The organism is Nocardioides panzhihuensis, assembly GCF_013408335.1.
GTDB classification, from domain to species: Bacteria; Actinomycetota; Actinomycetes; order Propionibacteriales; family Nocardioidaceae; genus Nocardioides; species Nocardioides panzhihuensis.
The window spans coordinates 2,836,206-2,862,991 of the sequence record NZ_JACBZR010000001.1 but is presented as its reverse complement, the minus strand read 5'-3'; the positions used below and the strand labels follow the sequence as shown (position 1 = coordinate 2,862,991).

General features: G+C 69.3%; 26 protein-coding genes. 13 read left to right on the top strand and 13 right to left on the bottom strand.

Translation table 11 applies throughout. The features are described 5' to 3' along the window. The 3 genes from BJ988_RS13610 (at window position 1) to BJ988_RS13600 (ending at window position 2,141) form a co-directional block, all read left to right on the top strand. Window positions 1-570, top strand: a complete 570-nt coding sequence (locus BJ988_RS13610; RefSeq protein ID WP_179658483.1) for a type 1 glutamine amidotransferase domain-containing protein — start codon at window positions 1-3, stop codon at window positions 568-570. Then, window positions 567-869, top strand: coding sequence for a putative quinol monooxygenase (locus tag BJ988_RS13605; protein WP_179658482.1), 303 nt, complete (start codon window positions 567-569; stop codon window positions 867-869). Before BJ988_RS13610 ends, BJ988_RS13605 begins: the two co-directional genes overlap by 4 nt. 192 nt (window positions 870-1,061) lie before the next feature. Continuing rightward, on the top strand, window positions 1,062-2,141 hold the full coding sequence (locus BJ988_RS13600) for an NAD(P)/FAD-dependent oxidoreductase (RefSeq protein WP_343051603.1): 1,080 nt from the start codon (window positions 1,062-1,064) through the stop codon (window positions 2,139-2,141). An 846-nt stretch (window positions 2,142-2,987) separates the two neighbouring features. Here BJ988_RS13600 and BJ988_RS13595 read toward each other — a convergent pair. The 8 genes from BJ988_RS13595 to BJ988_RS13560 all read right to left on the bottom strand — a co-directional run bounded on the left by BJ988_RS13595 (window position 2,988) and on the right by BJ988_RS13560 (window position 11,564). Continuing rightward, window positions 2,988-3,632 carry a M24 family metallopeptidase gene (locus tag BJ988_RS13595; RefSeq protein ID WP_179658481.1) on the bottom strand — a complete coding sequence of 215 codons (645 nt, stop codon included), beginning with the start codon at window positions 3,630-3,632 and terminating at the stop codon, window positions 2,988-2,990. Continuing rightward, window positions 3,589-4,835, bottom strand: a protein-coding gene (locus tag BJ988_RS13590) for an IS3 family transposase (protein ID WP_425490854.1) whose coding sequence is annotated in 2 segments (ribosomal slippage) — window positions 3,589-4,556 and window positions 4,556-4,835 — 1,248 coding nt in all. Because the reading frame shifts where the segments join, the coding sequence is not laid out codon by codon here. Before BJ988_RS13590 ends, BJ988_RS13595 begins: the two co-directional genes overlap by 44 nt. 45 nt (window positions 4,836-4,880) lie before the next feature. Then, entirely contained in the window at window positions 4,881-5,186 is a 306-nt protein-coding gene (locus BJ988_RS13585; RefSeq protein WP_179658479.1) for a hypothetical protein, read from the bottom strand. Between the two features lie 783 nt (window positions 5,187-5,969). Further along, on the bottom strand, window positions 5,970-6,254 hold the full coding sequence (locus BJ988_RS13580; protein WP_179658478.1) for a hypothetical protein: 285 nt from the start codon (window positions 6,252-6,254) through the stop codon (window positions 5,970-5,972). A gap of 6 nt (window positions 6,255-6,260) precedes the next feature. Then, complete coding sequence (gene acs / locus BJ988_RS13575) at window positions 6,261-8,270, bottom strand: acetate--CoA ligase (RefSeq protein ID WP_179658477.1); 2,010 nt, start codon at window positions 8,268-8,270, stop codon at window positions 6,261-6,263. A 44-nt stretch (window positions 8,271-8,314) separates the two neighbouring features. Then, window positions 8,315-8,707 carry a DUF779 domain-containing protein gene (locus BJ988_RS13570; RefSeq protein ID WP_141779644.1) on the bottom strand — a complete coding sequence of 131 codons (393 nt, stop codon included), beginning with the start codon at window positions 8,705-8,707 and terminating at the stop codon, window positions 8,315-8,317. Between the two features lie 13 nt (window positions 8,708-8,720). Continuing rightward, the gene (gene exaC, locus BJ988_RS13565) at window positions 8,721-10,244 is read right to left on the bottom strand and encodes an acetaldehyde dehydrogenase ExaC (RefSeq protein ID WP_141779645.1); all 1,524 of its coding nucleotides are present in this window, start codon (window positions 10,242-10,244) and stop codon (window positions 8,721-8,723) included. A gap of 114 nt (window positions 10,245-10,358) precedes the next feature. Then, a complete protein-coding gene (locus BJ988_RS13560; RefSeq protein WP_179658476.1) occupies window positions 10,359-11,564 on the bottom strand; it encodes a GAF domain-containing protein in 1,206 nt (401 codons plus the stop codon). Window positions 11,565-11,793: 229 nt separating this feature from the next. Here BJ988_RS13560 and BJ988_RS13555 point away from each other — a divergent pair, with 229 nt between their 5' ends. The 3 genes from BJ988_RS13555 to BJ988_RS13545 are packed head-to-tail and all read left to right on the top strand — an operon-like array spanning window position 11,794 to window position 15,031. Continuing rightward, the gene (locus BJ988_RS13555) at window positions 11,794-12,933 is read left to right on the top strand and encodes an iron-containing alcohol dehydrogenase (protein ID WP_246321476.1); all 1,140 of its coding nucleotides are present in this window, start codon (window positions 11,794-11,796) and stop codon (window positions 12,931-12,933) included. Then, entirely contained in the window at window positions 12,930-14,348 is a 1,419-nt protein-coding gene (locus BJ988_RS13550; protein WP_343051602.1) for a sensor histidine kinase, read from the top strand. The genes BJ988_RS13555 and BJ988_RS13550 overlap by 4 nt, the downstream gene beginning before the upstream one ends. Then, the gene (locus BJ988_RS13545; RefSeq protein WP_179658474.1) at window positions 14,348-15,031 is read left to right on the top strand and encodes a MadR family response regulator transcription factor; all 684 of its coding nucleotides are present in this window, start codon (window positions 14,348-14,350) and stop codon (window positions 15,029-15,031) included. The genes BJ988_RS13550 and BJ988_RS13545 overlap by 1 nt, the downstream gene beginning before the upstream one ends. A gap of 29 nt (window positions 15,032-15,060) precedes the next feature. On the opposite strand, the gene mftM is transcribed toward BJ988_RS13545, so the two are convergent. The 4 genes from mftM to mdo form a co-directional block, all read right to left on the bottom strand. Next, the gene (mftM, locus tag BJ988_RS13540) at window positions 15,061-15,963 is read right to left on the bottom strand and encodes a mycofactocin oligosaccharide methyltransferase MftM (protein WP_179658473.1); all 903 of its coding nucleotides are present in this window, start codon (window positions 15,961-15,963) and stop codon (window positions 15,061-15,063) included. Continuing rightward, window positions 15,960-17,495, bottom strand: a complete 1,536-nt coding sequence (locus BJ988_RS13535; RefSeq protein ID WP_179658472.1) for a VWA domain-containing protein — start codon at window positions 17,493-17,495, stop codon at window positions 15,960-15,962. Before BJ988_RS13535 ends, mftM begins: the two co-directional genes overlap by 4 nt. 18 nt (window positions 17,496-17,513) lie before the next feature. Next, on the bottom strand, window positions 17,514-18,734 hold the full coding sequence (locus BJ988_RS13530; protein ID WP_179658471.1) for an AAA family ATPase: 1,221 nt from the start codon (window positions 18,732-18,734) through the stop codon (window positions 17,514-17,516). Window positions 18,735-18,876: 142 nt separating this feature from the next. Next, window positions 18,877-20,169, bottom strand: a complete 1,293-nt coding sequence (mdo, locus tag BJ988_RS13525; protein WP_179658470.1) for an NDMA-dependent methanol dehydrogenase — start codon at window positions 20,167-20,169, stop codon at window positions 18,877-18,879. A 286-nt stretch (window positions 20,170-20,455) separates the two neighbouring features. On the opposite strand from mdo, the gene mftA reads away from it, so the two are divergent. The 7 genes from mftA to mftF are packed head-to-tail and all read left to right on the top strand — an operon-like array spanning window position 20,456 to window position 26,253. Further along, the gene (gene mftA, locus BJ988_RS13520; protein WP_179658469.1) at window positions 20,456-20,575 is read left to right on the top strand and encodes a mycofactocin precursor MftA; all 120 of its coding nucleotides are present in this window, start codon (window positions 20,456-20,458) and stop codon (window positions 20,573-20,575) included. Between the two features lie 16 nt (window positions 20,576-20,591). After that, a complete protein-coding gene (gene mftB, locus BJ988_RS13515) occupies window positions 20,592-20,879 on the top strand; it encodes a mycofactocin biosynthesis chaperone MftB (RefSeq protein WP_179658468.1) in 288 nt (95 codons plus the stop codon). Further along, complete coding sequence (mftC, locus tag BJ988_RS13510; RefSeq protein ID WP_218860845.1) at window positions 20,876-22,072, top strand: mycofactocin radical SAM maturase; 1,197 nt, start codon at window positions 20,876-20,878, stop codon at window positions 22,070-22,072. The genes mftB and mftC overlap by 4 nt, the downstream gene beginning before the upstream one ends. A gap of 12 nt (window positions 22,073-22,084) precedes the next feature. Further along, the gene (mftD, locus tag BJ988_RS13505; protein ID WP_179658467.1) at window positions 22,085-23,257 is read left to right on the top strand and encodes a pre-mycofactocin synthase MftD; all 1,173 of its coding nucleotides are present in this window, start codon (window positions 22,085-22,087) and stop codon (window positions 23,255-23,257) included. Between the two features lies 1 nt (window position 23,258). After that, window positions 23,259-23,978, top strand: a complete 720-nt coding sequence (mftE, locus tag BJ988_RS13500; protein ID WP_179658466.1) for a mycofactocin biosynthesis peptidyl-dipeptidase MftE — start codon at window positions 23,259-23,261, stop codon at window positions 23,976-23,978. After that, a complete protein-coding gene (locus BJ988_RS13495) occupies window positions 23,975-24,763 on the top strand; it encodes a mycofactocin-coupled SDR family oxidoreductase (protein WP_179658465.1) in 789 nt (262 codons plus the stop codon). The genes mftE and BJ988_RS13495 overlap by 4 nt, the downstream gene beginning before the upstream one ends. Next, on the top strand, window positions 24,760-26,253 hold the full coding sequence (gene mftF, locus BJ988_RS13490) for a mycofactocin biosynthesis glycosyltransferase MftF (protein ID WP_179658464.1): 1,494 nt from the start codon (window positions 24,760-24,762) through the stop codon (window positions 26,251-26,253). Before BJ988_RS13495 ends, mftF begins: the two co-directional genes overlap by 4 nt. On the opposite strand, the gene BJ988_RS13485 is transcribed toward mftF, so the two are convergent. Further along, window positions 26,165-26,758 carry a GPR1/FUN34/YaaH family transporter gene (locus tag BJ988_RS13485; RefSeq protein ID WP_218860843.1) on the bottom strand — a complete coding sequence of 198 codons (594 nt, stop codon included), beginning with the start codon at window positions 26,756-26,758 and terminating at the stop codon, window positions 26,165-26,167. The two genes, mftF and BJ988_RS13485, sit on opposite strands and share 89 nt — an antisense overlap. Between the last annotated feature and the right edge of the window lie 28 nt (window positions 26,759-26,786).

Here is a 26,786-nt window from a genome sequence, read left to right as displayed (position 1 = left end):
ATGGCAGCAGATCTTCAGGGCAAGAGGGTCGCGATCCTCGCCGCGGACGGGGTCGAGCGCGTCGAACTCGAGCAACCCCGCGAGTCTCTGGACAGGGCCGGCGCTCGGACCGAGGTCCTCTCGATCCACGACGGCGAGATCAAGGCCCGTAAGAACGACCTGGATGAAGCGGGCACGTTCACCGTCGACGGGCTGGTCGCCGACGCCTCGGTGGGCGACTACGACGCCTTGGTGCTTCCGGGCGGCACGGTGAACCCCGACCAGCTCCGGGTCGACGAGGGCGCCGTTTCCTTCGTCCGCGACTTCGTCGAGAGCGGCAAGCCAGTGGCGGCGATCTGTCACGGGCCGTGGACGTTGATCGAGGCCGGCGTGGCCACCGGTCGCACCCTGACGTCCTTCCCGAGCATCCGCACGGATCTGCGCAATGCCGGCGCGAACGTCGTCGACCAGGAGGTCGTGGTCGACAAGAATCTCATCACCAGCCGCTCGCCGGAGGACCTGCCGGCGTTCTCCGAGGCGATCGTGTCCCAACTCGCGGGCACCACGACAAAGGAAGAGGAGAAGTCATGAGTGTGACCAAGGGATTGCTGGTCAGGTTTGACGCGTTGCCCGGCAAGGAGGACGACGTGAAGGAGTTCCTTGACAGCGGCCGTGCGCTTGTCGAGGAAGAGCCGGCGACCACCGCGTGGTTCGCGATCCGCCTCGGGCCCTCCTCCTTCGGGATCTTCGACGTGTTCCCCGATGACGCCGGACGTGACGCTCACCTGTCCGGCCCTGTTGCGGTAGCTCTCGGCGAGCAGACCGGTACGTTGTTCTCCGAACCGACGATCGAGAAGCTCGACGTGTTGGGCTCCAAACTTCCCGCCTGACACCACAGACCGGGAGTACTGACCCCGACATGAGGGGTCGCTGCGCGCGGTGACTTCGGGCTGACACAGCCCGTTGACGTCATGGCAGCGGCCCCTTGTCTTGCGGCCCATCGCACATCCCTAACAGATCGAGGAACCGCGATGACAGGAACTGACGACGACGTTGCCCCGACGCGTTCACCCGAGGTAGCAGTGATCGGGGGCGGGATCGTCGGTCTGTCGACGGCGTACGCGCTGCGGGAGCAGGGCGTGCCGGTGCGCTTGTACGAGGCCGGTCTGCCCGGAGCTGGTCAGTCCGCAGGCGAGTCGCGGATCTTCCGGCATGCCCACGACGACCCGCGACTCGTCGCTTTCGCGCGCGAAAGCCGCGGCGTATGGGATGAGTGGGCCGAACACTTCGACGTCGAGCTGGTCTCATCAGACGGTGTCGTGGCGATCGGCGACAGCGCCCTGGCGCGGCTGCGGGTGCTCGACCAGGTCGGCGGCGTGGAAGCGTACGAGATCGATGCAGCCGAGCTCGCCCAACGGATGCCGCTGCTCGCTGGGTACTCGGGGCCAGCGGTGCTCGACGAGTCGGGCGGCGCGATCCGCACCCGCACCGCGATCACGGCACTCGCGGGTGCCCTCGCAGATGCCGTCACCACCGCAGAGGTCATCTCCATCGATCCCCGCGCCGATGGGACGGTCGAGGTGCGCAGCGTCACCGACCGGGCTGTCTACTCCAAGGTGGTCGTGTGCGCCGGCCGCGAAACCGCCCGCCTGGCCCGCAGCGTCGGCCTGTCGCTGCCGGTTCGCCTTGCCGCGCACGTCCGGCTGACCTTCGACGTGAAAGCCGCCGCCCCGGCACGAGTCGCGTGCCTGCAGGACAGCAGCGGCGTCTTCGGCGAAGTCGGCGTGTACGCGACGCCGCTACCGGGCAACAGCAGTTATTCGGTCGGACTCAGCGAAACCGTCGGCGTCCGCGACGACGGAACGTTCATCGACCCTGCGGCGATTCGATCGCTGGACGAACGCGCGCGCGAATACGTGACACGGGCGCTGCCCGGTCTCCACCCAGAGCCGCGCGACTTCCTTCACTGCTGGGTGACCGACCTCCCATGGAGCGAGGACGGCGTCGCCGTGTGGGAGGCAGGCTCTGTCCTGTTCGTGGCCGGTCACAATCTGTTCAAGCAGGCACCTGCGCTGGGGCGCGCTCTAGCTCGAGCCGCGACAGGTGAAGGTCTCGCCGCCGAGCTCGAGCAGGGGGCGCGCCTGGGTGAATTACAGCAATAGGCTCCCGATCCATTCGACGTAGCATCCACGGGTCCTTCTGTGCGCGGCAGCCGACTGGCAAGGGCAAGCGTAGGTTGAGGTAGGGATCAACAAGACCCTCCCTGTTCACCCAGTGCACACCCCGCCCGCTCATCGGCATGAGCGTGCACAAGGGAAGCGGCCGCGGGGGAGTGCCGGCGTCTGTACCTCTCGCCGTGCCGGGATGCGACGAGGGCTCCGGCGACGCCGGAGCCCTCGTACTCGAGTCTGTTGAGCTCGAGCTCTACGCGAGAAGTGACTACAGGTCGTAGTTCTGACTGACTGATCCATGCTGACCTGCGCAAACGTCGACGACTGTCGACCATTTGTACCACGCTTGTAGCGACCGACGGTCTCTTCCTGACGGGGGGCGTCAGCAGTGCACGCTGAGCCAAGAAGGGTGTAGGAGATTCCTTGAAGAATCACGCGGTGACCCTGCCAACGTCGACGCCACGGCGGTCACCTCGTCGTACGCCACTCTGACGGACGCAACTGGGATACAAGGTTCGCGAGTGCCCGGGTGAAGAAGATGCTGGACGTCGGGACCCCCGTCTCCTTCAGTCGTGCCTGGAGCCCGCTGGTGACCCGAGACTCCGGCGGGCTGCGTCGCGCGACGACACGATCCGCAAGGTGAGTGTTCTTGGCAGTGTGGGAAACCGGACCGACGACTGTTCGCAACGTGAGGGTGACCGGCCGCTCTCGCCGGACGACGGTGACCCGGCTGCATCGGCGACCGGCACCCTCTGCAACCATCTCGGTCAAGGCTGCCGTACTCGCCGTTCGGGTTCGAATCCCGCAATGACGGTGCCCGCGCTCGAAGCCGCCAGATCATCCGGTCAGGAGGTTGTGTTCGGGTCCGGCGGGGAACGCCGTGAGGAGTTCAGCACCGGTTTCGTTGACGAACAGGACGTCAGTGTCGCCATAGACGCCGGCTCCGGGTTCGTGCTGGGCGACAGCGCTGGTGACACGCAGCGAGACCAGCATGCCGGGTTCGAGCGCGATGTCGAGGTCGCGGATGGTCTCGCGGCCGGCCCAAGGTCCGTAGGGATGGGCGAGAAGCCTGACCCGGTGGTTGCGGTCGCTGAGGTGGCGCCAGCTGTGGTCTGCGCGGGTCTCGTCGAGCTCACGTTCGATCTTGCGACACGTGGTGCCTGGTCGGATCACCTCGAGGGCGTGCTGGCGGATGTTCAGGTTGGTAGCCCATGTCTGCAAGGCGCGAGCGTCAGGTTCGCCCAGGAAGAGGGTGCGTCGCAGCGCAGTGCCGTACCCCGCGACCGTGGGGAAGCAGGTGAAGCTCAGGATGTCGCCGGCTTTGATGCGGCGTCTGGTCGGCCACGTCTGGCCGCGCAACGTGTTGATGCCTGACTGGAAGCTTGTCCAGGCCTGTCCTTGCTCACCGTCCGGGGACTGATTCGCCTGGGTTTCGTTCCTATCGGTTTCCCTGGCCAGCGGTCGCTGGCTGGGATGAATCAAGGTCAGCGTAGTAGGCCTGCTCGACCTCGATCGGTGTGCGGTAGCCGAGCTCGCCGTGAAGGCGCTGGTTGTTCCACCACCACACGTACTCCAGAGTGGCCAGCTCGACTTGTTCCACAGTCCGCCACGGGCCACGGCGGCGGATCAACTCGGTCTTGTACAGGCCGTTGACCGCCTCCGCGAGGGCGTTGTCGAAGGAGTCCCCGACGGTCCCTGTGGAAGGCTTCGCGCCGAGTTCGGCGATCCGGTCGGTGTAGACGACCGCGAGGTAGTTCGAGCCGTGGTCGGCGTGGTGCACCAAGCCGTCCAGATCGCCGCCGTCACGGTTGGCGTCCCAGGCGGCCATGTCGAGTGCGCGTAGCGGGAGAACCTCGGCGCGCAGCGTCGCAGCGACGTTCCAGCCCACGATCCGACGCGAGTACACGTCGGTCACGAACGCCACGTAGGCAAACCCCGACCAGGTCGCCACATACGTCACGTCGGCTACCCACAGCCGGCGTGGCCCCGGGGCGGTGAAGTCCCGTTTGACCAGGTCACCAGGCAGGTCCGTGGTCTTGTCCGGGCGAGTCGTGAAGACCTTCTTCGAGCGACGTACCCCACGCAGGTCCAGCTCCCGCATCAGTCGGGCGGTCTGGTCGCGGCCGATCGCCCAGCCCTGCCGCTTGAGCAAGGCATGCATCTTCCGCACCCCGTACACGCCGTAGTTCTCCGCGTGCAGTCGGGCGATCTCGGGTTTGAGCAGGTCATCCTTCAGCTGGCGTGCTGAGGCCGGCCTGTTCTTCACGGCCCGGTAGCCGCGTGAGGTGATGAACCCACGAACTGCCGGGCGCAGCACCCGGCAGATGGCCTCGACCCCGAACTGATCACGGTGTTCGTCGATGTACCGGATCACTTCGTCGTGGGACGGTCGAGCTCCTTGGCGAAAAACACGCTGGCCGACTTCAAGATCTCATTCGCCCGCCGCAGCTCAGCGTTCTCCCGCCGCAACCGCTTGATCTCTTCAGCCGCGTCCGTGGACACACCCGGCCGCGTGCCCGCGTCGACCTCGGACCGGCGCAACCAGACCCGCAGCGTCTCGCTGTTCATCCCCAACAGATCCGCCACGTGACGGATCGCAGCCATCTGGTTGGGGTGGTCCGGCAGCGCCTCGGCCACCATCCGCAGCGCCCGCTCACGCATCTCATCGGAGTACTTCTTCGGCATCGTTCCCAATCCTGTCAAAGATGTCGGAACGAAACCCAGGGCGAATCAAACCACTTTTGGCCAGCCGCATTGCCGAGGTATCGAAGAGCTCGGCTCGGTGAAACTAGTGCCGAACGACGAAGGATCGGTCCTTGACGCGCCACAGACCCCGACCGTTCTAAGGATAGGGAGCAGTGACTGCTCGGTGCGAGTGAGGGCCAGCGCGTCCGCGGTCGCGCCGAGCTGGTCGGACTCTTGGTGATAGATGACGAGGCTCTCGGCGTTGGCGAGCAAGGACGATGCCAAGGCACGCGCAGCGGAGCCCGAGTCGCCGACGTTGTCCAGGTCAATCAGCTTGTAGGAGATCAGCACCTTCGCGATCCCGTAGTGGCGGACCAGGTGCCAAGGAGCCCCCAGACGCCGAGGCGGTGCTCGGCACTCGTGTGAGTTTCTCGTTCCTGCGCGACTGGCGGACTCATCGACGACCGCAGTGCCACGACGATCCCGACCTGCGGTGGTCAGTGGTGTGGCGAACATCTTGCTCACCCACGGGTCCGCGGCATTGCACTGGCGCCCGACCTTGTCGCCAACGGCGTGGAGTGATCCACCTGGTCGGCACCTGAGGTCCTCGGATGGGCGCCGACGAACGGTCCGCACACGTCGAATGAATCGGCGACACGCTGCACGACATCTTCGACCCCGCCCGGCGAGACAGATGAGCACCGAGCGTGCCGCGCGTCAGCAGGCCAACGAGCGCCAGGCCGACTGAGGAAAGTTCCTGTCCGGAGCGTGATCCGTCCCCAGCGCGGAGGGCGTCATGGCTGGGGTAACGGAGTGATGGCCGATAGGAACAGCAGCTTCCCGTAGCTCGTGCTCCTCCCAGAGGTCGCGGAACTTTTGGACCGTTTGGCCAGAAGAGCCACGTAGTCCGCCGCGCGGGCGTTCGGTCCGCGGAGGCTGAGTACGCCGCGGAGTGCGGCGTACATCCGTGAGTAGAAGCCGTGGTGCTCAGGTAGGTAGAGGTCGCGGGTGAGGGGATCGGTGAACCAGCGGTAGCCTCGACCCGTCCCGAGCAGGTCGAGACCTTCCCTTCCTGCCCACCCGCGTGGTTGGATCCGACGCCGACCTGATGCCGCTGCTCGACGACTGAGTGCCCTATGTCAAGCAGTCGGCCACGGCACGGGTCGGTCGTGCTGCCGAACAGTCGGTGCACCACTTGCGGATGTCGTCGGCCCGGAGGTGCCAGAAGGCGTGCCAGCCGAGCGTTGGGGCACCGCAGTAGGTGACCTGGCTGCCGATGCGCTTGAGGTGCGCCGCGCCCCACGGTGCGCGCAGGCCGACGTGCGCGGGCTCGCGATGCCGGGCCACGACGACCCAGCCCAGAGCGGTCAGCGACCGGTCAGCTCCCGCCGGTGCGGGTGACTCCACTGTCCTCGGCACGGGAGGTCACGCCTTCACGGCCCGGTCGTCGCCGGCGATCTGCGCCATGATGGCGGGGTCGCTGAGCGTGGTGGTGTCGCCGACGGCCCGGTTCTCGGCGACGTCGCGAAGGAGCCGGCGCATGATCTTGCCCGACCGGGTCTTCGGGAGCTCGGGCACGATGGTGATCTTGCGGGGCTTGGCGATGGCGCCGATCTCCTTGCCCACGTGCGTACGCAGCTCGTGCACGAGCGCGTCGCCGGCCGAGGCGCCCTCCTCGGCACCGGAGCGCAGGATCACATAGGCGAAGACCGCTTGGCCCGTCGTCTCGTCGGCGGCACCGACCACGGCGGCCTCGGCGACCCGAGGATGGGAGACCAGGGCCGACTCGATCTCGCTGGTCGAGAGCCGGTGGCCGGAGACGTTCATGACGTCGTCGACGCGGCCGAGAATCCAGATGTCGCCGTCCTCGTCCTTCTTCGCGCCGTCGCCGGCGAAGTAGTAGCCCTGCTTCTCGAACCGAGCCCAATAGGTCTCGACGAAGCGGTCCTTGTCGCCCCACAGCGTGCGGAGCATCGCCGGCCAGGGCTCGGTCAGCACCAGGTAGCCGCTCGACCCGTTCGGAACCGGGTCGCCGTTCTCGTCGACGACGTCGACCCCGATGCCGGGCAGCGCCTGCATCGCGGAGCCGGGCTTGCCGGCGGTGACGCCGGGCAGCGGGCTGATCATCATCTGCCCGGTCTCGGTCTGCCACCAGGTGTCGACGACGGGGCAGCGGTCACCCCCGATGACGTTGCGATACCAGAGGTAGGCCTCCGGGTTGATCGGCTCGCCGACCGAGCCGAGCAGCCGCAGGGAGGAGAGGTCGTAGCGGTCGGGGATCTCCCGGCCCCACTTCATGAACGTGCGGATCGCGGTGGGCGCGGTGTAGAGGAGCGTCACGCCGTAGCGCTCGACGATCTCCCACCAGCGGCCCTGGTGCGGGCTGTCCGGGGTGCCCTCGTAGAGGACCTGGGTGACGCCGTTGGCCAGCGGCCCGTAGACGATGTAGGAGTGCCCGGTGACCCAGCCGATGTCGGCGGTGCACCAGTAGACGTCCCCCTTCTCCTCGGCCGAGCCCGGCTTGAGGTCGAAGACCGCGTGGTGCGTGTAGGCGGCGCCGACGAGATAGCCGCCGGTGGTGTGCAGGATGCCCTTGGGCTTGCCGGTCGTGCCGGAGGAGTACATGACGTAGAGTGGGTGCTCGGCGTCGAAGGCCTCCGGCGTGTGCTCGGGCGAGGCGCCGTCGACCACGTCATGCCACCACACGTCGGTGGCGTCGTCGAACGAGACGTATTCGCCGGTGCGGCGCACCGTGAGGACGTGGTCGACCGGGCTGTTGCCGCCGAGCTTGCCGATGGCGTCGTCGACGGTCGGCTTGAGCGCGGAGGGTGCGCCGCGGCGGTAGCCGCCGTCGGCGGTGATGACGACCTTCGCGCGGCAGTCTTCGATGCGGGAGGCGAGCGCCTCGGCCGAGAAACCGCCGAAGACCACGGTGTGGGTGGCGCCGATGCGGGCGCAGGCCAGCATCGAGACGACCGCCTCGGGGATCATCGGCAGGTAGATCGCGACCATGTCGCCGGTGCGTACGCCGAGGTCGAGGAGCGCGTTGGCCGCCCGCGAGACCTCGTCCTTGAGGTCGGCGTAGGTGATGTCACGGGTGTCGCCGGGCTCCCCGACGAAGTGGAAGGCGACCTGGTCGCCGCGCCCGGCCTCCACGTGCCGGTCGACGCAGTTGTACGCCGCGTTGAGCCTGCCCCCGACGTACCACTTCGCGAACGGGGCATCGGTCCAGTCGAGCACCTCGGTGAACGGCTCGGCCCAGGTGAGCCGCTCGGCCTGCTCGGCCCAGAACCCGAGCCGGTCCTGCGCGGCACGGTCGTAGGCCGCGGACGTGACGTTGGCCTCGGCGGCGAGATCGGCGGGAGGCTCGAAACGGCGCTTCTCGGAGGAAGTGCTGCTGCCGGTGTCCTCGGCGAGGTTGGCTCCGATGCTCATGCGGGGTCCTGCTTTCTGGGTCTGGGTGGTGGGGAAGGGGCGGCTCAGCTGTCGGCGGAGGCCTCGAGCGCTGCGTACTCCTCGTCGGTGAAGATGCGGGAGCGGATCAGGAAGCGGACCCCGAGCGGCGCCTCGAGCGAGAAGCCGGCGCCGCGTCCCTTGACGACGTCGATGGTCAGGTGGGTGTGCTTCCAGTACTCGAACTGGGCCTTCGACATCCAGACCGGGACGGCCCGGTCCAGCCCGATGTCGAGGTCGCCGAGATGGATGTCGGCGCCGCCGAGCATGAACTCCCCGTCGGGGTAGCACATCGGCGCCGACCCGTCGCAGCAGCCGCCGGACTGGTGGAACATGACGGGGCCGGCCTCGGCGGTGAGGCGGCGGAGGAGCTCCGCCGCCTCACCCGTGAGGTCGACCCGGTGCGGAAGGGTGCGCATCCGGGTCAGCGCCTCAGAAGAAGCCGAGGGCGTCGGGGGAGTAGGACACCAGGAGGTTCTTCGTCTGCTGGTAGTGGTCGAGCATCATCTTGTGGTTCTCACGACCGATGCCGGACTGCTTGTAACCGCCGAACGCGGCGCCCGCCGGGTAGAGGTGGTAGCAGTTCGTCCACACCCGGCCGGCCTCGATCTCGCGACCGGCGCGGTAGGCCTGCGCACCCTCGCGCGACCAGACACCGGCGCCGAGGCCGTAGAGGGTGTCGTTGGCGGTCTCGAGAGCGTTGGCCTCGTCGGTGAACTTGGCGACCGAGACGACCGGCCCGAAGATCTCCTCCTGGAAGATACGCATCGAGTTGTCGCCCTCGAAGATGGTCGGCTTCACGTAGTAGCCCTCGGCGAGGTCGCCGTCGAGGATGTTGCGCTCGCCGCCGGTGAGCACCTTGGCGCCCTCGGCCTTGCCGATCTCGATGTAGGAGAGGATCTTCTCCAGCTGGTCCTGCGAGGCCTGCGCACCGATCATGGTGGCGTCGTCGAGCGGGTTGCCCTGGACGATCTTCTCCACGCGTACGACGGCGTCAGCGAGGAACTCGTCGTAGATCGACTCCTGGATCAGCGCCCGCGAGGGGCAGGTGCAGACCTCGCCCTGGTTGAGGGCGAAGAGCGCGAAGCCCTCCTGCGCCTTGTCGTAGAAGGCGTCCTTCTGCTGGGAGACCGACTCGAAGAAGACGTTCGGGCTCTTGCCGCCCAGCTCGAGGGTGACCGGGATGATGTTCTGGCTGGCGTACTGCATGATGAGCCGGCCGGTCGTGGTCTCACCGGTGAAGGCGATCTTGGCGATCCGCGACGACGAGGCGAGCGGCTTGCCGGCCTCGACACCGAACCCGTTGACGACGTTGAGCACGCCGGCCGGGAGCAGGTCGCCGATGATCTCGACCACCTTGAGGATCGACCACGGGGTCTGCTCGGCGGGCTTGAGCACGACGGCGTTGCCGGCGGCGAGGGCCGGGGCGAGCTTCCAGACCGCCATCAGGATCGGGAAGTTCCAGGGGATGATCTGGCCGACGACGCCCAGCGGCTCGTGGAAGTGGTACGCCACGGTGGACTCGTCCAGCTCACCGGCGCCGCCCTCCTGGGCGCGGATCGCGGCGGCGAAGTAGCGGAAGTGGTCCACGGCCAGCGGCAGGTCGGCCGCCAGGGTCTCGCGGACGGGCTTGCCGTTGTCCCACGACTCGGCGACGGCGAGCTCGGTGAGGTGCTCCTCCATGCGGTCGGCGATCTTGTTGAGCAGGATCGCGCGCTCGGTGCCGGTGGTGCGACCCCACGCGTCCTTGGCGGCGTGGGCGGCGTCGAGGGCTGCCTCGATGTCCTCCTCGGTGCCACGGCCGACCTCGGTGAAGGGCTTTCCGTTGACGGGGGAGATGTTCTCGAAGTACTGGCCCTTGACCGGCTCCACCCACTCGCCGCCGATGTAGTGGCCGTAACGGCTGTTGACGGAGACGAGCGAGTCCGGCTGGCCGGGGGCTGCGTAGATGGTCATCTGAATGCTCCTGATGTCGGGACTCGGCGTCCTCTGTGACGCCGTTCACAGCACCGTAGGAGCCGTGACGTTGCAGACACGTTGCCGTTGTCCGGCCCGCTTCCGGATCCTGTCCTAACGGGTAGGAGCGCCCGTCAACTCGTGGTCCAGCCGGGCCAGCTGCCCGGTGGCAAGGGCCCACATGGGTGACCCCGGTGGCAGCAGATCGCGTTGCTGAGCCCACATCTCGTAGTCGTCCGAACCCCAGGCCGAGCGAGTCCAGGCCGACATCAGGTCGGGCTGGCCGGCGTGCATGATGGCGGCACGCATCTGTTCGGTGAGTGCCTGGCGCAGGCGTACGACCCCGGGAGCCGTGGACCGTGGGAGCAGGGGGCCTCGGAAGGCGCGAAGCGCACCGGCGACGTCCCCGGATGCGAGCAGCGCCTCGACCGCGAGCCAGTCGCCTCCGACGTCCGACACGAGCCGGTAGGGTCGCGAGGCGAAGAACGTGTCACCGAGCAGGTGGCGCAACCGGTTGAGCTCTGCGCGCAGCGTCGAGGATCCGCCTTCGTCCTCGTAGAGCAGCACGCTGAGCTCGTCGCCGGAGAGACCGCGCGGAGTGCTGGCGAGGAGCAGGATGAGTTCGCTGTGACGTGGCGAGAGACGCATCCGACCGGTGTGCCCGAGGTCGTCGTCGACCGTGAGCAACGCGTCGTTGCGACCGAGCGCCTCGATCGTGATCGTGGCACGTCCGGGCGCCTGCGGGGTCTCCGCGACGAGCCGGTCCCTAGCGAGCTCGGTCTCCGCGAGCCGCACCGTGGCTCGGATGAGCGCCATCGTCTGGGGCACGACGATCTCGTCGCCGCCGGTGACGTCTAGCACGCCGAGAAGCTGCGAGCTCGCGGGGTCGTGGATGGGCGCCGCGGCGCAGCTCCAGCGGCGCACGGAGTGACGGAAGTGCTCGCTGCGTACGACGCTGCTGGGCTGGTCGAGACGTAGGGCGAGCCCCGGTGCGTTGGTGCCGGCGAGGCGTTCGTCCCAATTACTGCCCTCGACGAAGCCGATCGACTCGGCCCGGCGCAGTGCCGCGCCCGAGCCGCAGACCCACAGCAACTGACCTGCTTCGTCCGCGACCGCCATCACGGCGTCGCAGTCGCGGGCGGCTTGTCCGAGGACGTCGTCGAGGAGCGGGAAGACACGGGCGAGCTGGTGCTCGGCGCGTGCTGAGTGCAGCGCTCCGCCGTCGAGGGTGATCGGCGCCGTGAGCTCGTCGGCGGGGACCCCTGCCGCGGCAGAACGGTGCCAGGAGTCGGCGACCTCCGCGCGCATGCCCTTGTCCATCTCTCCAGTGTGACACCGTTCACGTTGCAACGAGGTTGCAACGTTTCCGTCGGTTGGTCAGCCGGACGAAGGCAAAGCCTGCAACCGAGTTGCAACCTGAACGGGCTTACGGTGTGGCGTGCGTCACTAACGGCACTGATTTCTGTGGCGCCTCGAGGAGGTCGGTTCCCCAATGCTCACGCTCGACGCGCCGTCGACGTTTCCCTCGTCCCGAGGTGATCGGCGGCTGTTGAAGTTCCATGTGCCGGAGATGGTGTTCGGACTGGGCTCGCTCGCGGAGGCCGGATTCTGTGCGGGCCGGCTCGGGGCCCGCCGGCCCTTCGTGGTGACCGACCCCGGCATCATCGACGCGGGCTGGGTCGATGAGCTGCTCGCTCATCTCGCCGAGGTAGGCCTGGAGCCACGGGTCTGGGCGGGCGTGACCCCCAACCCTAAGGATCACGAGATCGAAGCCGCTTACCGCGCCTATGTGGATTACGGCGGCGACGTCATCATCGGGATCGGCGGAGGCTCGGCGCTCGACGCTGCCAAGGGCGTCGCGATCGTGAGCGGGAACGGCGGATCGATCCACGACTACGCAGGCGTCGATCGTGTCGAACAGCCGATCCCACCTCAGCTGATGATCCCGACCACTGCCGGGACCGGGTCCGACGTCTCCCAGTTCTGCATCGTCACCGACACCGCCAACGCCGTGAAGATGACCATCATGGGGCGGTCGCTCGTTCCGGACATCTCCGTGACCGACCCGCGCCTGCTGAGCACGATGCCTCAGGATCTCGCCGCTGCCACCGGGCTCGACGCCCTCACGCACGCGATCGAGTCGTTCGTCTCGCTGGGCCATAACCCGTTGGCCGACGGGCATGCGCTGTCCGCCGCTCGTCTGGTCGCCAAGGCACTGCTCCGCAACGTCGAGGAGCCCGGCGACGAGCGGGCCCGGATGTGGATGGCGCAGGCAAGCCTCGAGGCTGGCCTTGCGTTCTCGAACGCGATCCTCGGGGCGACCCACGCGATGAGCCACCAGGTCGGTGGCCTGTACGACCTGCCGCACGGAGTGGTCAACGGTGTCCTGCTCCCGCACGTCATCCGGTTCAACGCCGAAGTGGTCCCGGAGCGGTTCGCGATGCTGGCCGATGCGATGGGGCTCCGTGTCGAGGGTGTGCCCGACCGTGAGGCGGCCGAGCTGCTGGCCCACTACGTCCAGGACCTCGCGGCCTCGGTCGGAGCGCCGCGACGGCTCGGTGCCCTCGGCGTGACCGCCGCCGACATCGACCGGATGGCGCTGACCGCCACCCGCGACGCCTGCCTGGCCACCAACCCACGCGCCGCCGCGAAGGAAGACATCGCCGGCATCTTCCGAGACTCGCTGTGACCACTCAGCCGCGCCCGTTCTCGGCCGCCGACATCGCCCGGCGCCTGCCGGACCTCGCCGCGCTCACCGGGGTGCGCTCGGGCAAGCAGACCTACTACTCGGCCTACCAACGCTCCAACGAGCGTCTGCAGCTCACGGTCGCCGCGATGGACTCCATCTCCGGTGCGCTGGTCCACTCCGTCGAAGGTCCGCGGGCGCTGCTGGAGAAGATCGTGCGGGTCGCCTCGCACCACCTCGACGCCCGCTGGGCCGCGCTGGCGCTGACCTCCCAGGCCCTGCCGTCGACCCGTCCGCGTTTCCTGGCGATCGACTCCGAGGGAGCCATGATCGACGCCGCCGCCGATCTGGCCGAGGAGGTGACCCGTGCCATCCAGCGCGTCGAGACGGGCGACCTGCCGGCTCGGGCGACCCAGAACGCCGACGGCGTGGTCGTGGTCCCGATGCTGCTTGACGGGCACGCGATCGGCGGTCTGGTCGCCGCCCCGCGGGACGACCTTCCGCTCGAGACCCCGGACCTGTCGGTGCTCCACATCCTCGCCAACCTGGCCGCGGTCTCGTTGCACACCGGCGACCTCTATCGCACCGGTCTGGCCCAGCAGCGACGTGCGCACCAGCTCTTCGAGGAGGTCTCCGAGCAGGCGCGGCTGCTCTCGGTGCGCGACGAGGAGCTGCGGGCGGCCGAGCAGCGGCTCCGTGTGGCCGACCAGCGCGAGCTGCTCGAGAACGAGCGTCGGCGGATCGCGCTCGAGCTCCACGACAGTGTCGCCCAGACGGTGCTCAGCGCGGGTCTGGTGGTGGAGATGCTCCGGGGCGACTTCATCGGGGATGCGAGCGGTGCAGGTCGGCGTGACGTACGTCCTGAGCTGGATCGGGCGCGCGACCTGATGTCGACCGCGACCGAGCAGCTCCGATCGGTGATCTACGCGCTGAACCACGAGCGTGGCGCCGAGAACGTGGCGAGCCTGCCCGAGCTGCTGGCCGAGATGGCCGCCCAGCACCGTCCTCACCTCAACGTGCGGCTGCGCGTCGAGGGAAGCCCGGTGCCGATGGGTACCGCCGCCGAGCACGCGTTGGCAAGGACTGCCGGCGAGGCGTTGTTCAACGTGGCGATGCACTCCGATGCCGGCAAGGCGCTGGTGCGGCTGTGCTACCTCGAGGACTGCGTCGTCCTCAGGATCGGTGATGACGGCAACGGCGACCCCGCCGCGATGCGTCGCACCGTACGTCTGGCCCGCCGTGGCGCCGCCGACGGGCGCCATCGGGGGCTGCTCGGGATGGCCCTGCGAGCCGAGGGGCTGGGCGGCACCCTCTCGATCCGCCGCTCCCGGGCCGGTGGCGTCGCCATCGAGTCGCGGGTTCCCCTGTCGGGAGTCACGCCCGGCCCCACCCGTACGCCCGAGGAGAGTGATGCGTGATGAGTGCTCCGGCCATCGTCCCCGCCCGAGGTCAGCAAGGAGCGGGCACCATCGGCGTCGTCCTGGTCGACGACCATGCGATGGTGCGCCAGGGCCTGCGCTCGGTGCTCGAGCGCGAGGCCGACCTGCGGGTCGTGGGGGAGGCGGGCTCCTCGGCGCAGGCGCTGGCCGTCGTCGCCTCCACCGCGCCCGACGTCGTGCTGCTGGACCTGCGACTCTCGCCGTCGACCGACAACGAGGGGATCGACCTGTGCGCGCGCCTGCACCAGGCCCATCCCGAGGTCGCCCTGCTCGTGCTGACGACCGTGATCGACGACCAGCTCGTCCTCGAGGCCATCCATCGGGGCGCGCGTGGCTATGTGGTGAAGGAGGTCGACACCTCCGAGCTGGTGCGAGCGATCCGGGCCGTCAACCGCGGTGAGAGCGCCTTCGACTCCCGCAGCGCCGCGGCGATGGTGCGGGGGATCAACGCCGAGTCGGCCGCGGAGAACCGGCAGCTGACCGAACGCGAGCAGGACGTCCTCCGCCTGCTCGCGCGCGGCCTGTCGAACCGCGACATCGGCAAGCAGCTCTTCATCTCCGAGACGACCGCCAAGTTCCACGTCGGCAACATCCTGCGCAAGCTGCAGGTCAGCCGGAGGGCGGAGGCCGTCTACGTGGCGAGCAAGGAAGGCTTCATCTGAGCCGCCCGCTGCACGGTCCTGGGTCGGCCCTAGGGACGGTCGAGGACCAGCCAGCCACCGTGGTGGTCGTGGACCTGCCACCGCCAGCCGCTGTCGGTCGCCAGGTCGGCGAGGTCGTCCGCGCTGAACGTCCGGACATGACCGTACGCAGCGGTCGGCTCGTCCTCGTAGGGCACAGCGACGATCACCCGGCGCCGGGCCAGCCGCTGCATCTCCCGCACCACCGCCAGACCGTGCTCGGGCGGCAGGTGCTCGAGCAGATGAAGGGCCACCACGGTGTCGAAGGAAGCCGCGGGTCGCGGCACGCGCGCTGCGTCGCAGATCAGCGTGCCCAGGCTCAGGCCGAGACGCGGGGCGACCTGCGCCAGCAGCCGCACCGTGTTCGGCGTGAGGTCGCTTGCCGTCACGTCGCGGTCGGCTGCGCAGAGGAGGCTGAAGAACCCGAAGCAGCTGCCCAGCTCGAGCATCGACCCGGGATCGATCAGCGACCGGGCGTGGGCGTAGACCGGTGCGTAGCCGGCCAGCGATCCTTCGGCCAGGCCGCTGTGGGGCTCCGGCACGTCGCCGGTGACTGGCGCGGTCAGCCGGTCGAGGGTGTTGGCGTAGAACAGCGTCCACGCGGTCAGCGGGTCGACCGCGGAGCTGATCACGATCCCGGTCAGCAGCCGCTCGAAGAGCTCGCTGCCTTCCAGCCACCCAGGTGCGAACAGCTCGGTGGCGAGCAGGCCCGCGAGGTCGTTGTCGATCTGGTCGGCGGGCAGGTCGTGCACCAGGTGGACACGATCGCGGTCGGCCCAGAACTCGAACGATCGGGTCCGGTGCGCCGCGGCCGGGCCGGGGCGTCCGCGCACGACCTCGACCAGCTCGTCCCGGTAGGCGCCGGAGGCGGTGCCGACCAGCGGGTCGATCGGCGGCGGCGCGGCCAGGCTCATCGCCCCACCTCGGTCATGTGGGAGGTGACCAGGTCGAGCCCGGCGAGGTCGCGCACGATGTGCACGCGATCGCAGTGGGTGGCGTACGCCGGCAGGTCGCAGCTGCCGAGCGTCCAGGAGTAGCGGGGCTCGGGGGTGATCCAGATCGTCTCGCGAGCCCGCCGGGTGATCTCCTCGAACGCCGTGGTGCCGGGATCGTTGCCGTTGCCGCGTCCGTCGCCGAGCACGATCACGGTCGTACGCCGATTGATGCCACCCCCGAACTCGTCGAGGAACTGGCTGAACGCGGAGCCGTAGTCGGAGTCGGTGTCGACGTCGAGGATGCCGCCGGCCGGCAGTCCGGACAGGGTCAGCGACAGCGCCTCCTCCATCTGGTGCTCGGCGAAGAGATCGGTCACCTCGACCAGGTCGGAGACGAACGCGAACGTACGCACCTGCGAGGCCATCCCCTGCAGGCCGTGGACGAGCTGCAGGGTGAACCGGGCGGCGGCACGTACGGACAGGGAGACGTCGGCGAGCACCAGCAGGCGCGGGCGGTCGGTCACCTTGGCTATCGTCACCGGCCGGAACGGCACGCCGTCGCTGCGCATGTTGCGCCGCATCGTGCGGGACCCGTCGATGCTGCCACGTGCCGCTACGCGGCGTCGGGCTCGAGGAGCCCCGTGCAGGCTGCGGATCAGCCTGCGGAGCGAGTCCTCGAGAGTGGCGCGCTCGAGCTCGCCGATGCGGTCGATCTCCCGGGCGCTGGCCTCGCGCGACTCGATGGCGGCATCCGACGCCATCAGCTCCTCGAGGTGCGCCTGCAACGCGGCAGGCAGACCGTCGAGCAGGCCGGAAAGGCTGGCGCGGAGTGCGTCGATCTCGTCGGGTTCGAGGCTCGCGCCGGGCGTATCGGCATCGGCGTCGTCGAGCCAGGCCAGCAGCGCCATCTCCTCGGCCACGGTGAGCTCGACATCCATCCGGGTGCCCGCCTTGTCCGCGATCCTGCCGGGACGACCCGGATTGTGCAGGCGCGTGGTGTCGAGCTGGACACGGGCCGCCTCGGTCCGTGCCCCGGCACCGTCGTTGGAGAGGACGATCTCGTCGGTCATCGCGGCCATGTCGAGCTTGTTGGCCTCCTGGTGCAGGTTGTACTGCTGAGAGAGGTCCTCGGGATCGAAGTAGTCGCGGATGTCGTCGGGCTTGCCGTGGCTGTGTCCCTGGCTCGGTGTCTTGCCCGGCTCCTCGGAGAGGACGAACTCCTCGAGCTCGCCCTCGTCCTCCAGGTCGTCGTGGGCATGGGAGTGGCCGTGCTCATCGGGAGCGTCGAGCACCGGCCGCAGGCTGAAGAAGCGGTCGAAGGTCCGCTCGAAGGTCGCTGCGTCTCGCTGGTCCTTGATCAGCGTCACCCGCAGCGCGCTGCGCAGCAGCGACCGGTTGTCGAGTACGCCGGGAGCGCCCGCTGCGCGCGAGGCGTCGACGACCTCGGAGATGCCGATCCGGACGCCCTGCACTCGAAGCAGGCGTACGAAGCGATGGAGTGCGCCGTCCATGACTCAACCCTCCACGGATCAGAACGGCCGGCGCCGGCTCGCGAATGCGCGCGCGCCCTGGTCTGCGGACACCTTGCGGGCCGGGCCCATGGAGCCGGTCCCGTAGTAGGCCTCGTCGTGGCGTCCAGGCAGGTCCTTCGACCGTCGTACGGCGGCTCCGTCGGGCTCGCCCTGGCCGATCTCCTGGCCGTTCGCATGGCCGTTCTGCTTGCCGTTCTCGTGGCTGTGGTCGCCGTGGCTGTGACCGTGACCGTGCCCATGTTCGTGGTCCTGGTCGAGATCGGCGTTCGGGTCGACCAGCCGCGGCAGCGCCTCGAGAGTGCGCTTGAGGTCGCGGTCGTACTTCACGACGACGTTCGCGGTCGCCGACAGCGTCTCGGCGGTCAGCTCCTCTGCACCCAGGACAGCGAGCGTGCGTGCCCAGTCGACGGTCTCGGAGATGCTCGGGGCCTTGCGCAGATCGAGCTCGCGCAGGCCGCGCACGATGTCGACCAGCTGGCGCGCGAGCTCGTCGGCGAGCCCGGTCTTCTTGGACCGGATGATCTCCAGCTCACGTTCGGCGTCGGGGTAGTCGAGGAACAGATGCAGGCAACGGCGCTTGAGGGCAGCGGAGAGATCGCGGCTGTTGTTCGAGGTCAGGATGACGTACGGCAGGTGGACGGCCGTGAACGTGCCGAGCTCGGGGACCGAGACCTGATACTCCGCGAGCAGCTCGAGCAGGACCGCCTCGAGTGCCTCGTCGGCACGGTCGACCTCGTCGATCAGCAGCACGACAGGCTCCTCCGAGCGGATCGCCTCCAGCAGCGGGCGCGGGGCGAGGAACCGCTCGGAGAAGAAGGCGCTCTCCTCGGCGGCGATCGCGTCCACGGCCGAGGCGAGGTCGGGGGTGTCGGCGACCAGCGAGCCGATCTTCTCGCGCATGAGCTGGGTGTAGAGGAGCTGGCGGCCGTAGTCCCACTCGTAGAGCGCGGTGGTCTCGTCCTGACCCTCGTAGCACTGCAGGCGCAACAGCTTGCGACCCGTGACGGCGGCCAGGGACTTGGCGAGCTGCGTCTTCCCGACGCCGGCGGGGCCCTCCAGCAGGACCGGCTTGTCCAGATGGGCCTGGAGGAAGACGGTCGTGGCGAGTCGCTCGTCGGCCAGATAGCCCTGGTCGGTGAACTGGTCGATGACGTCCGCGACGCTCTCGAAGCCGGTGTGTGCGGCGGGCTCGATGGGTTCGACGGGCTGTGCGTTCATGGGTGCCTCCTGGGGCGACGGGGCAGCGGGCAACGAGTGGGCATGTGAGTGGGCATGTCTGTGGGCGTTCGCGGGAGATCGTGGAGTCGGTCCGACCCGGGGGCGCATGCCCCGGCCCCCAGGCCGGACCGAGCCGGTGGGATCAGGTCAGCAGGTCGTCGAGGTCGCCGTTCAGGGCGTGGTCGACGACGGGCCGGACCGTCTCGAAGGTGCACTCCTTGGCGTTGCCCGGGGTGCAGGCGTCGCCGAGGACGTGGTTGGTGATGCGGTCGACGTCCGCCGCGTCACCCTTGATGACCTTCGCGTTCTCGTAGTACTTGGTCGGGCCCTCGCCCAGCCGGTTCTTGGAGTAGCTGTCCTTCGTGACGTCGACGAAGCGCTCCGGGATGCCCACGTCGCGCAGCAGCCGGATCGCGGCTGCGAGCGCGGCGTCGGCAGCCTGCGGCTTGGTCATGCCACGGGTGTCGACGCCCATCGCCTCGGCGATGTCCGCGAACCGTCCGTACTGCGCCGGCATGTTGAACGCCCACACGCGGGGCAGCGCGATGGCGTTGTTCAGGCCGTGGTGGGTGTCGTAGAACGCGCTCACCGCGTGCGAGATCGAGTGGATGATCCCGAGCCCGCCGGAGTTGAACGCCTGGGCGGCGATGTACTGGGCGTACATCATGCCCTCGCGACCCTTGAGGTCCTGACCGTTCCAGACCGCCTCGCGCAGGTTCTCCGAGGTCAGCTTGATGGCCCGGATCGCGTTGCCGAGCGAGGGCTCGAAGTTCAGGCGGGAGACGTACGGCTCGGAGGCGTGCGCGAGCACGTCGAAGCCGCACTGGGCGGTGTAGTCGATCGGGCAGTCGAAGTAGAGCACCGGGTCATCGATGGCGAGGGTCGCCACCGAGGCGTCGTCGAACGCGACGTACTTGTGCGGGTTGTCGGGGTCCGTGGTCGTGTCGGTGATGACGTACGCCCACGAGGTCTCCGACCCGGTGCCGGCCGTGGTGGACACGGCGATGTGCGGCGGGTTGTTGGGGTTCTCCGACTTGTTGAAGCCCTCGAACTCGTTGACGTTTCGGCCGTCGTGGGCCACCGAGACCCGGGCGCCCTTGCAGGCATCATGCGAGGACCCGCCGCCGATGGAGATGAACGAGTCGCACTTGTTCTGCTGGTACAACGCCACGGCGTCCATGGAGTTGTAGTCCTTGGGGTTGGACTCGACCTGGTCGTAGACGACCGCGTCGAGGCCGTGGTACTTCAGCGAGTCCACGATCTTCTGGACGATGTTCGTGCCCCGAAGGCCGGACGTCATGACCAGCGGCTTGGTGAACCCGAGCTTGATGGCCTCGGGGCCGATGAGCTCGTGAGCACCCGGCCCGAGCAGAGCCCGCGGGAACGGGTGGAACTCCTTGATCGGGAAAGGCTTGAGCAGCTCGTCAACCTGCATGGGGAACCTCCTGTTTGGACTGATGACGTGCTCGAACGTAAGCCGCGTCACACCCCCAGCGGGAGGCCCTGAAGCGCAAACCATCCGCTGCGAGCAGGGGGTCCTGATCGGTCGGCCCGGCGCGTACCTACCCGTTCGGAGAGGAGCCGCGGGCCGCGCCTTCCGACGCCTCGCCGAACCTCTCCGAACGGATAGGCCGATGTGCACTTCCGGACGGCGCTGAGCGTGGCCGTCGGTCTCTAACGTCGGTTTTGCCAGTGCATCAACCACACGAAGGAGTCCGGACATGTCCGCTCACATCACCAGCTCCGCAGACGTCGACACCGATCTGGTCGACACCGACCTCGTCGAGGAGGACCTCCTCGTCGAGGAGGTCTCGATCGACGGCATGTGCGGCGTCTACTGAGAAAGGACGAGACACCATGACCTCCTTCGACCCGCAGGGCGCCTGGCGCCGCAACCCCAGCGTCGTGATCCGGCCCGAGCCCTTCGGCGCCCTCGTCTACGACTTCGGCTCGCGGCGGCTCTCGTTCCTCAAGGACCTCGCTCTCGTGCGGGTCGTGGAGGCGCTGGACGGATCGGCCTCGGCCCTCGCCGCCCTCGACACCGTCGGCGTCGCCGAGGCCGATCGCCCCCACCACCTCGCGGCCCTCGCCGCCCTTGCCCGCTCCGGAATGATCAGCCCACGCCAGGAGGCGATCGCGTCATGACCCTGATGGACCAGCACACCGAGAGGCAACCGGTTCCACGACTGATCGACCAGTTCGAGCACGGTCTCGACGCCCCGATCTGCCTGACCTGGGAACTCACCTACGCCTGCAACCTGGCGTGCGTGCACTGCCTGTCCTCCTCCGGCCGTCGCGACCCGAACGAGCTCTCCACCGACCAGGCCAAGGCCGTCATCGACGAGCTGCAGCGGATGCAGGTCTTCTACGTCAACATCGGCGGCGGTGAGCCGACGGTCCGACCCGACTTCTGGGAGCTGCTCGACTACGCGGTCGCTCACGACGTCGGCGTGAAGTTCTCGACCAACGGTGTCCGCATCACCAAGGAGCGGGCGGCTCAGCTCGCTTCCTCGGACTACGTCGACGTACAGATCTCGCTGGACGGCGCGACCGCCGAGGTGAACGACGCCGTACGTGGCCGCGGCTCGTTCGACATGGCGGTCCGGGCGCTCGCGAACCTGCAGGAGGCCGGCTTCACCGACTCCAAGATCTCGGTCGTCGTGACCCGCGAGAACGTACGCCAGCTCGACGAGTTCCAGGCGTTGGCCGAGACGTACGGCGCCACCCTGCGTCTCACCCGGCTGCGCCCCAGCGGCCGTGGTGCCGATGTCTGGGACGACCTCCACCCGACCGCCGAGGACCAGCGCTACCTCTACGACTGGCTGGTCGAGAAGGGCGAGCGCGTCCTCACCGGCGACTCCTTCTTCCACCTGGCCGCCTTCGGCGACGCCCTCCCGGGCCTCAACCTGTGCGGTGCCGGTCGCGTGGTGTGCCTGATCGATCCCGTCGGGGACGTCTACGCGTGCCCGTTCGCGATCCACGACCAGTTCCTCGCCGGCAACCTGCTCGCCGACGGCGGCTTCAAGAAGGTGTGGCAGGAGTCCACGCTCTTCCGCGAGCTGCGTGAGCCGACCTCGGGCGGAGCCTGCACGTCCTGCTCGGCGTTCGACGCCTGTCGGGGTGGCTGTATGGCCGCCAAGTTCTTCACCGGTCTGCCGCTGGACGGACCGGACCCGGAGTGCGTCAAGGGCAACAGCCAGACCGCCCTCGCCAACCGGGACGGTTCTGGCCTGCCGCAACCCTCCCAGGACCACTCGCGGTCCGACGCCGTCCTGCTGGGCATGCCCGGCCGGCCGACCAAGCTGCCCGACCGCCTCTGCAACGAGAGCCCCGTCTAGGAGTCAATTGTCATGTCGAAGATCTGGTTCGAGACCGTCGCCGAGGCCCAGCGGCGGGCGAAGAAAGGCCTCCCGAAGTCCGTCTACAGCGCGCTGCTCGCGGGCTCGGAGCGCGGGGTCAGCTATGACGACAACACCGCCGCGTTCGCCGAGCTCGGCTTCGCGCCACACTGCGCCGGCCTGTCGGGCAAGCGGGACCTGGCCACCACCGTCATGGGCGAGCAGATCTCGATGCCGGTGATCTGCTCGCCGACCGGCGTACAGGCCGTGCATCCCGACGGCGAGGTCGCCATCGCCCGCGCCGCCGCTGCCCGAGGCACCATCACCGGTCTCAGCTCGTTCGCGAGCAAGCCGGTCGAGGAGGTGGTCGAGGCCAATCCCCAGACGTTCTTCCAGATCTACTGGCTGGGCAGTCGCGACGCGATCCTGCAGCGGATCGGCCGGGCCAAGGCGGCCGGTGCCCGCGGTCTGATCGTCACCACCGACTGGTCCTTCTCGATGGGTCGGGACTGGGGCAGCCCGTCGATCCCGGAGAAGCTCGATCTGAAGGCGATGGTGCAGTTCGCGCCCGAGACCCTCGCCCGGCCGCGGTGGCTGTCGCGCTTCGCGCGCGCCGGCTACATCCCCGACCTGACCGTGCCCAACCTGGTCCAGCCGGGGGAGACCGCACCGACCTTCTTCGGTGCCTACTACGAGTGGATGCAGACGCCGCTCCCGACCTGGGACGACCTGGCCTGGCTCCAGTCGCAGTGGGACGGCCCGGTCATGCTCAAGGGGATCTGCCGCGTCGACGATGCCAAGCGCGCGGTCGATGCCGGTATGACGGCGATCTCGGTCTCCAACCACGGCGGCAACAACCTCGACAGCACGCCGGCGCCGATCCGGGTGCTGCCCTCGATCGCCGACGCCGTCGGTCACGAGATCGAGGTCGTGCTCGACGGCGGCGTACGCCGGGGGAGCGACGTGATCAAGGCGGTGGCGCTCGGCGCCCGTGCCGTGATGATCGGCCGTGCCTACCTGTGGGGCCTGGCCGCGAACGGTCAGGCCGGGGTGGAGAACGTCCTCGACATCTTGCGCAGCGGCGCCGACTCGGCGCTGCTGGGGATGGGCAAGTCCGCCCTGGACGAGCTCAGTGCCGAGGACATCGTGATCCCACCCGGCTTCACCCGCACCCTGGGTGCCTGAGATGGATCTCGCGCACTCCACCTGGCCCGAGGTCGGTGAGACCGTGGAGGTCGTCATCCTCCCCACCGGCTCGTGCGAGCAGCACGGACCGCACCTCCCGTTCGCGACCGATGCCGCCATCGCCACCGCCGTCGCCGAGCGCACGGTGACCCGCCTGCTGGACGCGGGGATCAACGCGGTGCTCGCGCCGCTCATGCCCTATGGGGCCAGCGGCGAGCACGAGCACTTCCCGGGCACCGTCGACATCGGTCACGACGCCCTGCACTCGGTGCTGCTCGAGCTCGGCCGGTCGATCTCGCGCTGGGCGGACCGGGTCGTCTTCGTCAACGGCCATGGCGGCAACGCGCCGGCGATCGCCAGCGCCGTCCGGCGGCTGCTGTACGAGGGTCGCGATGCTGCCTGGATCCCGTGCGAGATCGCCTCCGGGGACGCTCATGCCGGCCGCACCGAGACCTCGCTGATGTCGGCGCTCGCGCCCGGGGACGTACGTCATGAGCGAGCAGAGGCGGGAGCGACCGGGCCGGTCGAGCTGCTCATGCCGATGATGCGTGCCGGCGGTGTCCGGGCCGTGTCGCCCAACGGCGTGCTCGGCGACCCGGCGGGAGCATCGGCGCCGGAGGGCGATCAGCTGCTGGCCGGGCTGGTCGACGCGGCGGTCGAGGCCGTCCTGCTCGGCCGCGCCGACGGCGCCGGGCGGCTGCGGGTGGCGGCGTCGGCATGACGGAGGGTCCGGTCGCGCTCGTCACCGGTGCCGCGGGAGGCATGGGTGCCGCGATCGTCGCCGGCCTCGTCGAGGACGGGTTCCACGTCGTCGCGGTCGACGCGTGCGCGCCGATGCCGGGCGCCGCGTCGCCACCGGGCCGCGAGCAGGCCCTCCGCGATCTGGAGTCCCGGTGGCCCGGCCGGGTCGACACGGCGATCATCGACGTACGTCACCGCGCGGCCGTGGCTCGCCTGGTCGAGTCCATCGACTCCGCACGTGAGCGGTTGGACGTGGTCGTCGCTGCCGCGGGGGCCGTGGCCGGGGGCCATCCGATGTGGGAAGCGCCCGACGGCGAGCTCGACGTGCTGCTCGACGTCAACCTGCGCGGGGTCTGGAACCTCGCCGCGGCCGCGGTGCCGCTGATGCTGCGGGCGGAGCCCCCGCGCTCGGGGCGCTTCATCGCGATCGCCTCCGCGGCGGGCCATCGAGGTCTGCAGCAGCTCACGGCGTACGTCGCCAGCAAGCACGCCGTGGTGGGACTGGTCCGCGGCCTCGCCGCCGACCTGCGCGGCACCGGGATCACCGCCACCGCGGTGTCGCCGGGCAGCACCCGGACCGAGATGCTCCACGCGACCGCGGCCCTCTACGGCCTCGACACCGTCGAGCCGCTTGCCGAACGCCACCTCGTCGAGCGGGTGCTCGAGCCCGAGGAGATCGCCGACGCCGTGCGCTGGCTCAGCTCTCCGCGCTCGCGTGCGGTCACCGGCTCGGTGATCCACGCCGACGGAGGATTCACGGCATGAACCGGGACCTGGCCCACGGCACGGTCGTCCGGCTGCTCGCGACCACCTGGCGGGGTGAGGAGGGCCGGGCGTTGTACGGCGGCTCGCCCAACCGGATGCTGTTCCTGCGTACGGCGGCCGTGGAGATCCTCGACGACGGCGAGCTCGTCGTCGACTCCCCACGCAGCTCACGACTCGCCCGGATGCTCCTCGACCGCGGCCTCGCCGAGATCGCCTGGGCACCTCCCCGGTCGACGCGCGAGGACGTCACGGTCGTCATCCCCGTCAAGGACCGTCCCGAGGCTCTGGCCCGCCTGCTCGGAGTGCTGTCGGGACTGCGCGTGATCGTGGTCGACGACGGCTCCGTCGATCCCGTCGCGACCAAGGAGATCGCCGCCCGGTTCGGAACCGACCTGCTGCGCCACGAGGAGTCCCGAGGCCCGGCAGCGGCGCGCAACACCGGCCTGCGCGCGGTGAGGACCGAGCTGGTGGCGTTCGTCGACTCCGACGTCGTCCCGCACCAGGGCTGGCTCGACCCCCTGCTCGTCCAGCTCGGCGACCCGGCGGTCGGGATCGCGGCACCGCGCATCGTCGCGCTCGACCACCGGGAGCGGCGGGGCCGGGTCGAGCGCTACGAGGCGGTGCGGTCGTCCCTGGACCTTGGCGCGGCCGCCGCTGTGGTCGTGCCCGGCGGGAAGGTTCCGTACGTCCCGTCAGCCTGCCTGGTCGGCCGTGCCGTCGCGTTCGAGGGCGGCTTCGACGAGACGATGCGGGTCGGTGAGGACGTCGACCTGATCTGGCGCACCGTCCAGCGTGGGTGGCTGGTCCGCTACGTGCCCGACGCGCAGGTGGCGCACGAGCACCGGGTCGCGACGGCGGGCTGGCTGGGACGCAAGGCGTTCTACGGCACGAGCGCCGCTCCGCTCGCGATGCGTCACCAGGACGCGGTGGCGCCCGTCGTCGTCGGCCCGCTCACGCTCGCGGTCGGTCTCGTCCTGCTGGTGCAACGGCCGTGGGCGCTCGGCGTCGGCGTCGGGATCGGTGCGGCGGTCCTCGCCAGGACGGCCCGCACGATGCGCCGGAGCGACCGGCCCTGGGCGGTCGCCGTCCAGCTCGTGCCGTACGGGCTGGCCGCCTCGGCCCAGCAGTGTGCCGCGGCCATGAACAGGCATTGGTGGCCGCTGATGATCCCGGCCGCCCTGGTGTCGCGGCGGGTGCGCCGCGCCTGGGCCGCCGCGGCCCTGGTCGACGGCTTGGTCGACTGGTCGCGGACTCGGCCCGAGCTTGATCCGCTCACCTACACCGCCCTGCGCCGTCTCGACGACCTCGCCTACGGAGCGGGCCTGTGGTGGGGTGCCGTCCAGCACTCCACCACAGCCCCGCTACGGCCGGCCCTGCCCGGTGGACTCGGGCCCGGCCGACTCAGGCGCGGACCGGGGCGCCCAGCGGAAGAGCGCGGCCGCCGGTGGCCTGGGACATGGCGTCGAGGAACAGGTACGCACCGACGATGACGAACGCGAACACGGTGTAGCCGCCGAGCTGGGTGAGGAGCGTGCTGGCCTGCGCCGTGCCGAGCAGGACCAGCAGCAGCGCCAGGTCGATCAGCCCGAAGAGGACCGTGAAGGCGCGCGGCAGGCGCAGGGTGGCGAGGGTGAGCAGCACGATCACGGCGAGCCAGGATCCGAGGAACAGCTCCTGGGTCCTGACCGCGTCTGCGGGCTGGATGCCGAGCCAGCCGTGGGTCAGACCGAGCACGAGGGCGGCGTAGCTCGACCAGAAGCCGGTGAAGATGCCGAAGATCGCGGCCACCGCGTTCTGGTTGAGGCGGGTGGCCCAGATCGCCGCGACCGCCTGCCCGAACGCGGTCGCCGTGGCGATGATCGGGATCGACGCCGCGACGGCGGTCGCGGGGACGAAGCCGGTCAGCACCAGACCGAGTGCCACGGAGCCGACCAGGAACGTCGGGACTCCGATCAGGGCGGGATTGCCGTCGGGGACGGTGGTTTCAGTGGACACGAGTACCTCCAAGGGTTGTTGTCCTTGT

What these genes read in the sequence shown, in the direction of transcription:
- BJ988_RS13610 (WP_179658483.1), top strand. Translation starts at nt 1, where the DNA reads ATGGCAGCAGATCTTCAGGGCAAGAGGGTCGCGATCCTCGCCGCGGAC.
- BJ988_RS13605 (WP_179658482.1), top strand. Translation starts at nt 567, where the DNA reads ATGAGTGTGACCAAGGGATTGCTGGTCAGGTTTGACGCGTTGCCCGGC.
- acs (WP_179658477.1), bottom strand. Translation starts at nt 8,270, where the DNA reads ATGAGCATCGGAGCCAACCTCGCCGAGGACACCGGCAGCAGCACTTCC.
- BJ988_RS13570 (WP_141779644.1), bottom strand. Translation starts at nt 8,707, where the DNA reads ATGCGCACCCTTCCGCACCGGGTCGACCTCACGGGTGAGGCGGCGGAG.
- exaC (WP_141779645.1), bottom strand. Translation starts at nt 10,244, where the DNA reads ATGACCATCTACGCAGCCCCCGGCCAGCCGGACTCGCTCGTCTCCGTC.
- BJ988_RS13560 (WP_179658476.1), bottom strand. Translation starts at nt 11,564, where the DNA reads ATGGACAAGGGCATGCGCGCGGAGGTCGCCGACTCCTGGCACCGTTCT.
- BJ988_RS13545 (WP_179658474.1), top strand. Translation starts at nt 14,348, where the DNA reads ATGAGTGCTCCGGCCATCGTCCCCGCCCGAGGTCAGCAAGGAGCGGGC.
- mftM (WP_179658473.1), bottom strand. Translation starts at nt 15,963, where the DNA reads ATGAGCCTGGCCGCGCCGCCGCCGATCGACCCGCTGGTCGGCACCGCC.
- BJ988_RS13535 (WP_179658472.1), bottom strand. Translation starts at nt 17,495, where the DNA reads ATGGACGGCGCACTCCATCGCTTCGTACGCCTGCTTCGAGTGCAGGGC.
- BJ988_RS13530 (WP_179658471.1), bottom strand. Translation starts at nt 18,734, where the DNA reads ATGAACGCACAGCCCGTCGAACCCATCGAGCCCGCCGCACACACCGGC.
- mdo (WP_179658470.1), bottom strand. Translation starts at nt 20,169, where the DNA reads ATGCAGGTTGACGAGCTGCTCAAGCCTTTCCCGATCAAGGAGTTCCAC.
- mftA (WP_179658469.1), top strand. Translation starts at nt 20,456, where the DNA reads ATGTCCGCTCACATCACCAGCTCCGCAGACGTCGACACCGATCTGGTC.
- mftB (WP_179658468.1), top strand. Translation starts at nt 20,592, where the DNA reads ATGACCTCCTTCGACCCGCAGGGCGCCTGGCGCCGCAACCCCAGCGTC.
- mftC (WP_218860845.1), top strand. Translation starts at nt 20,876, where the DNA reads ATGACCCTGATGGACCAGCACACCGAGAGGCAACCGGTTCCACGACTG.
- mftD (WP_179658467.1), top strand. Translation starts at nt 22,085, where the DNA reads ATGTCGAAGATCTGGTTCGAGACCGTCGCCGAGGCCCAGCGGCGGGCG.
- mftE (WP_179658466.1), top strand. Translation starts at nt 23,259, where the DNA reads ATGGATCTCGCGCACTCCACCTGGCCCGAGGTCGGTGAGACCGTGGAG.
- BJ988_RS13495 (WP_179658465.1), top strand. Translation starts at nt 23,975, where the DNA reads ATGACGGAGGGTCCGGTCGCGCTCGTCACCGGTGCCGCGGGAGGCATG.
- mftF (WP_179658464.1), top strand. Translation starts at nt 24,760, where the DNA reads ATGAACCGGGACCTGGCCCACGGCACGGTCGTCCGGCTGCTCGCGACC.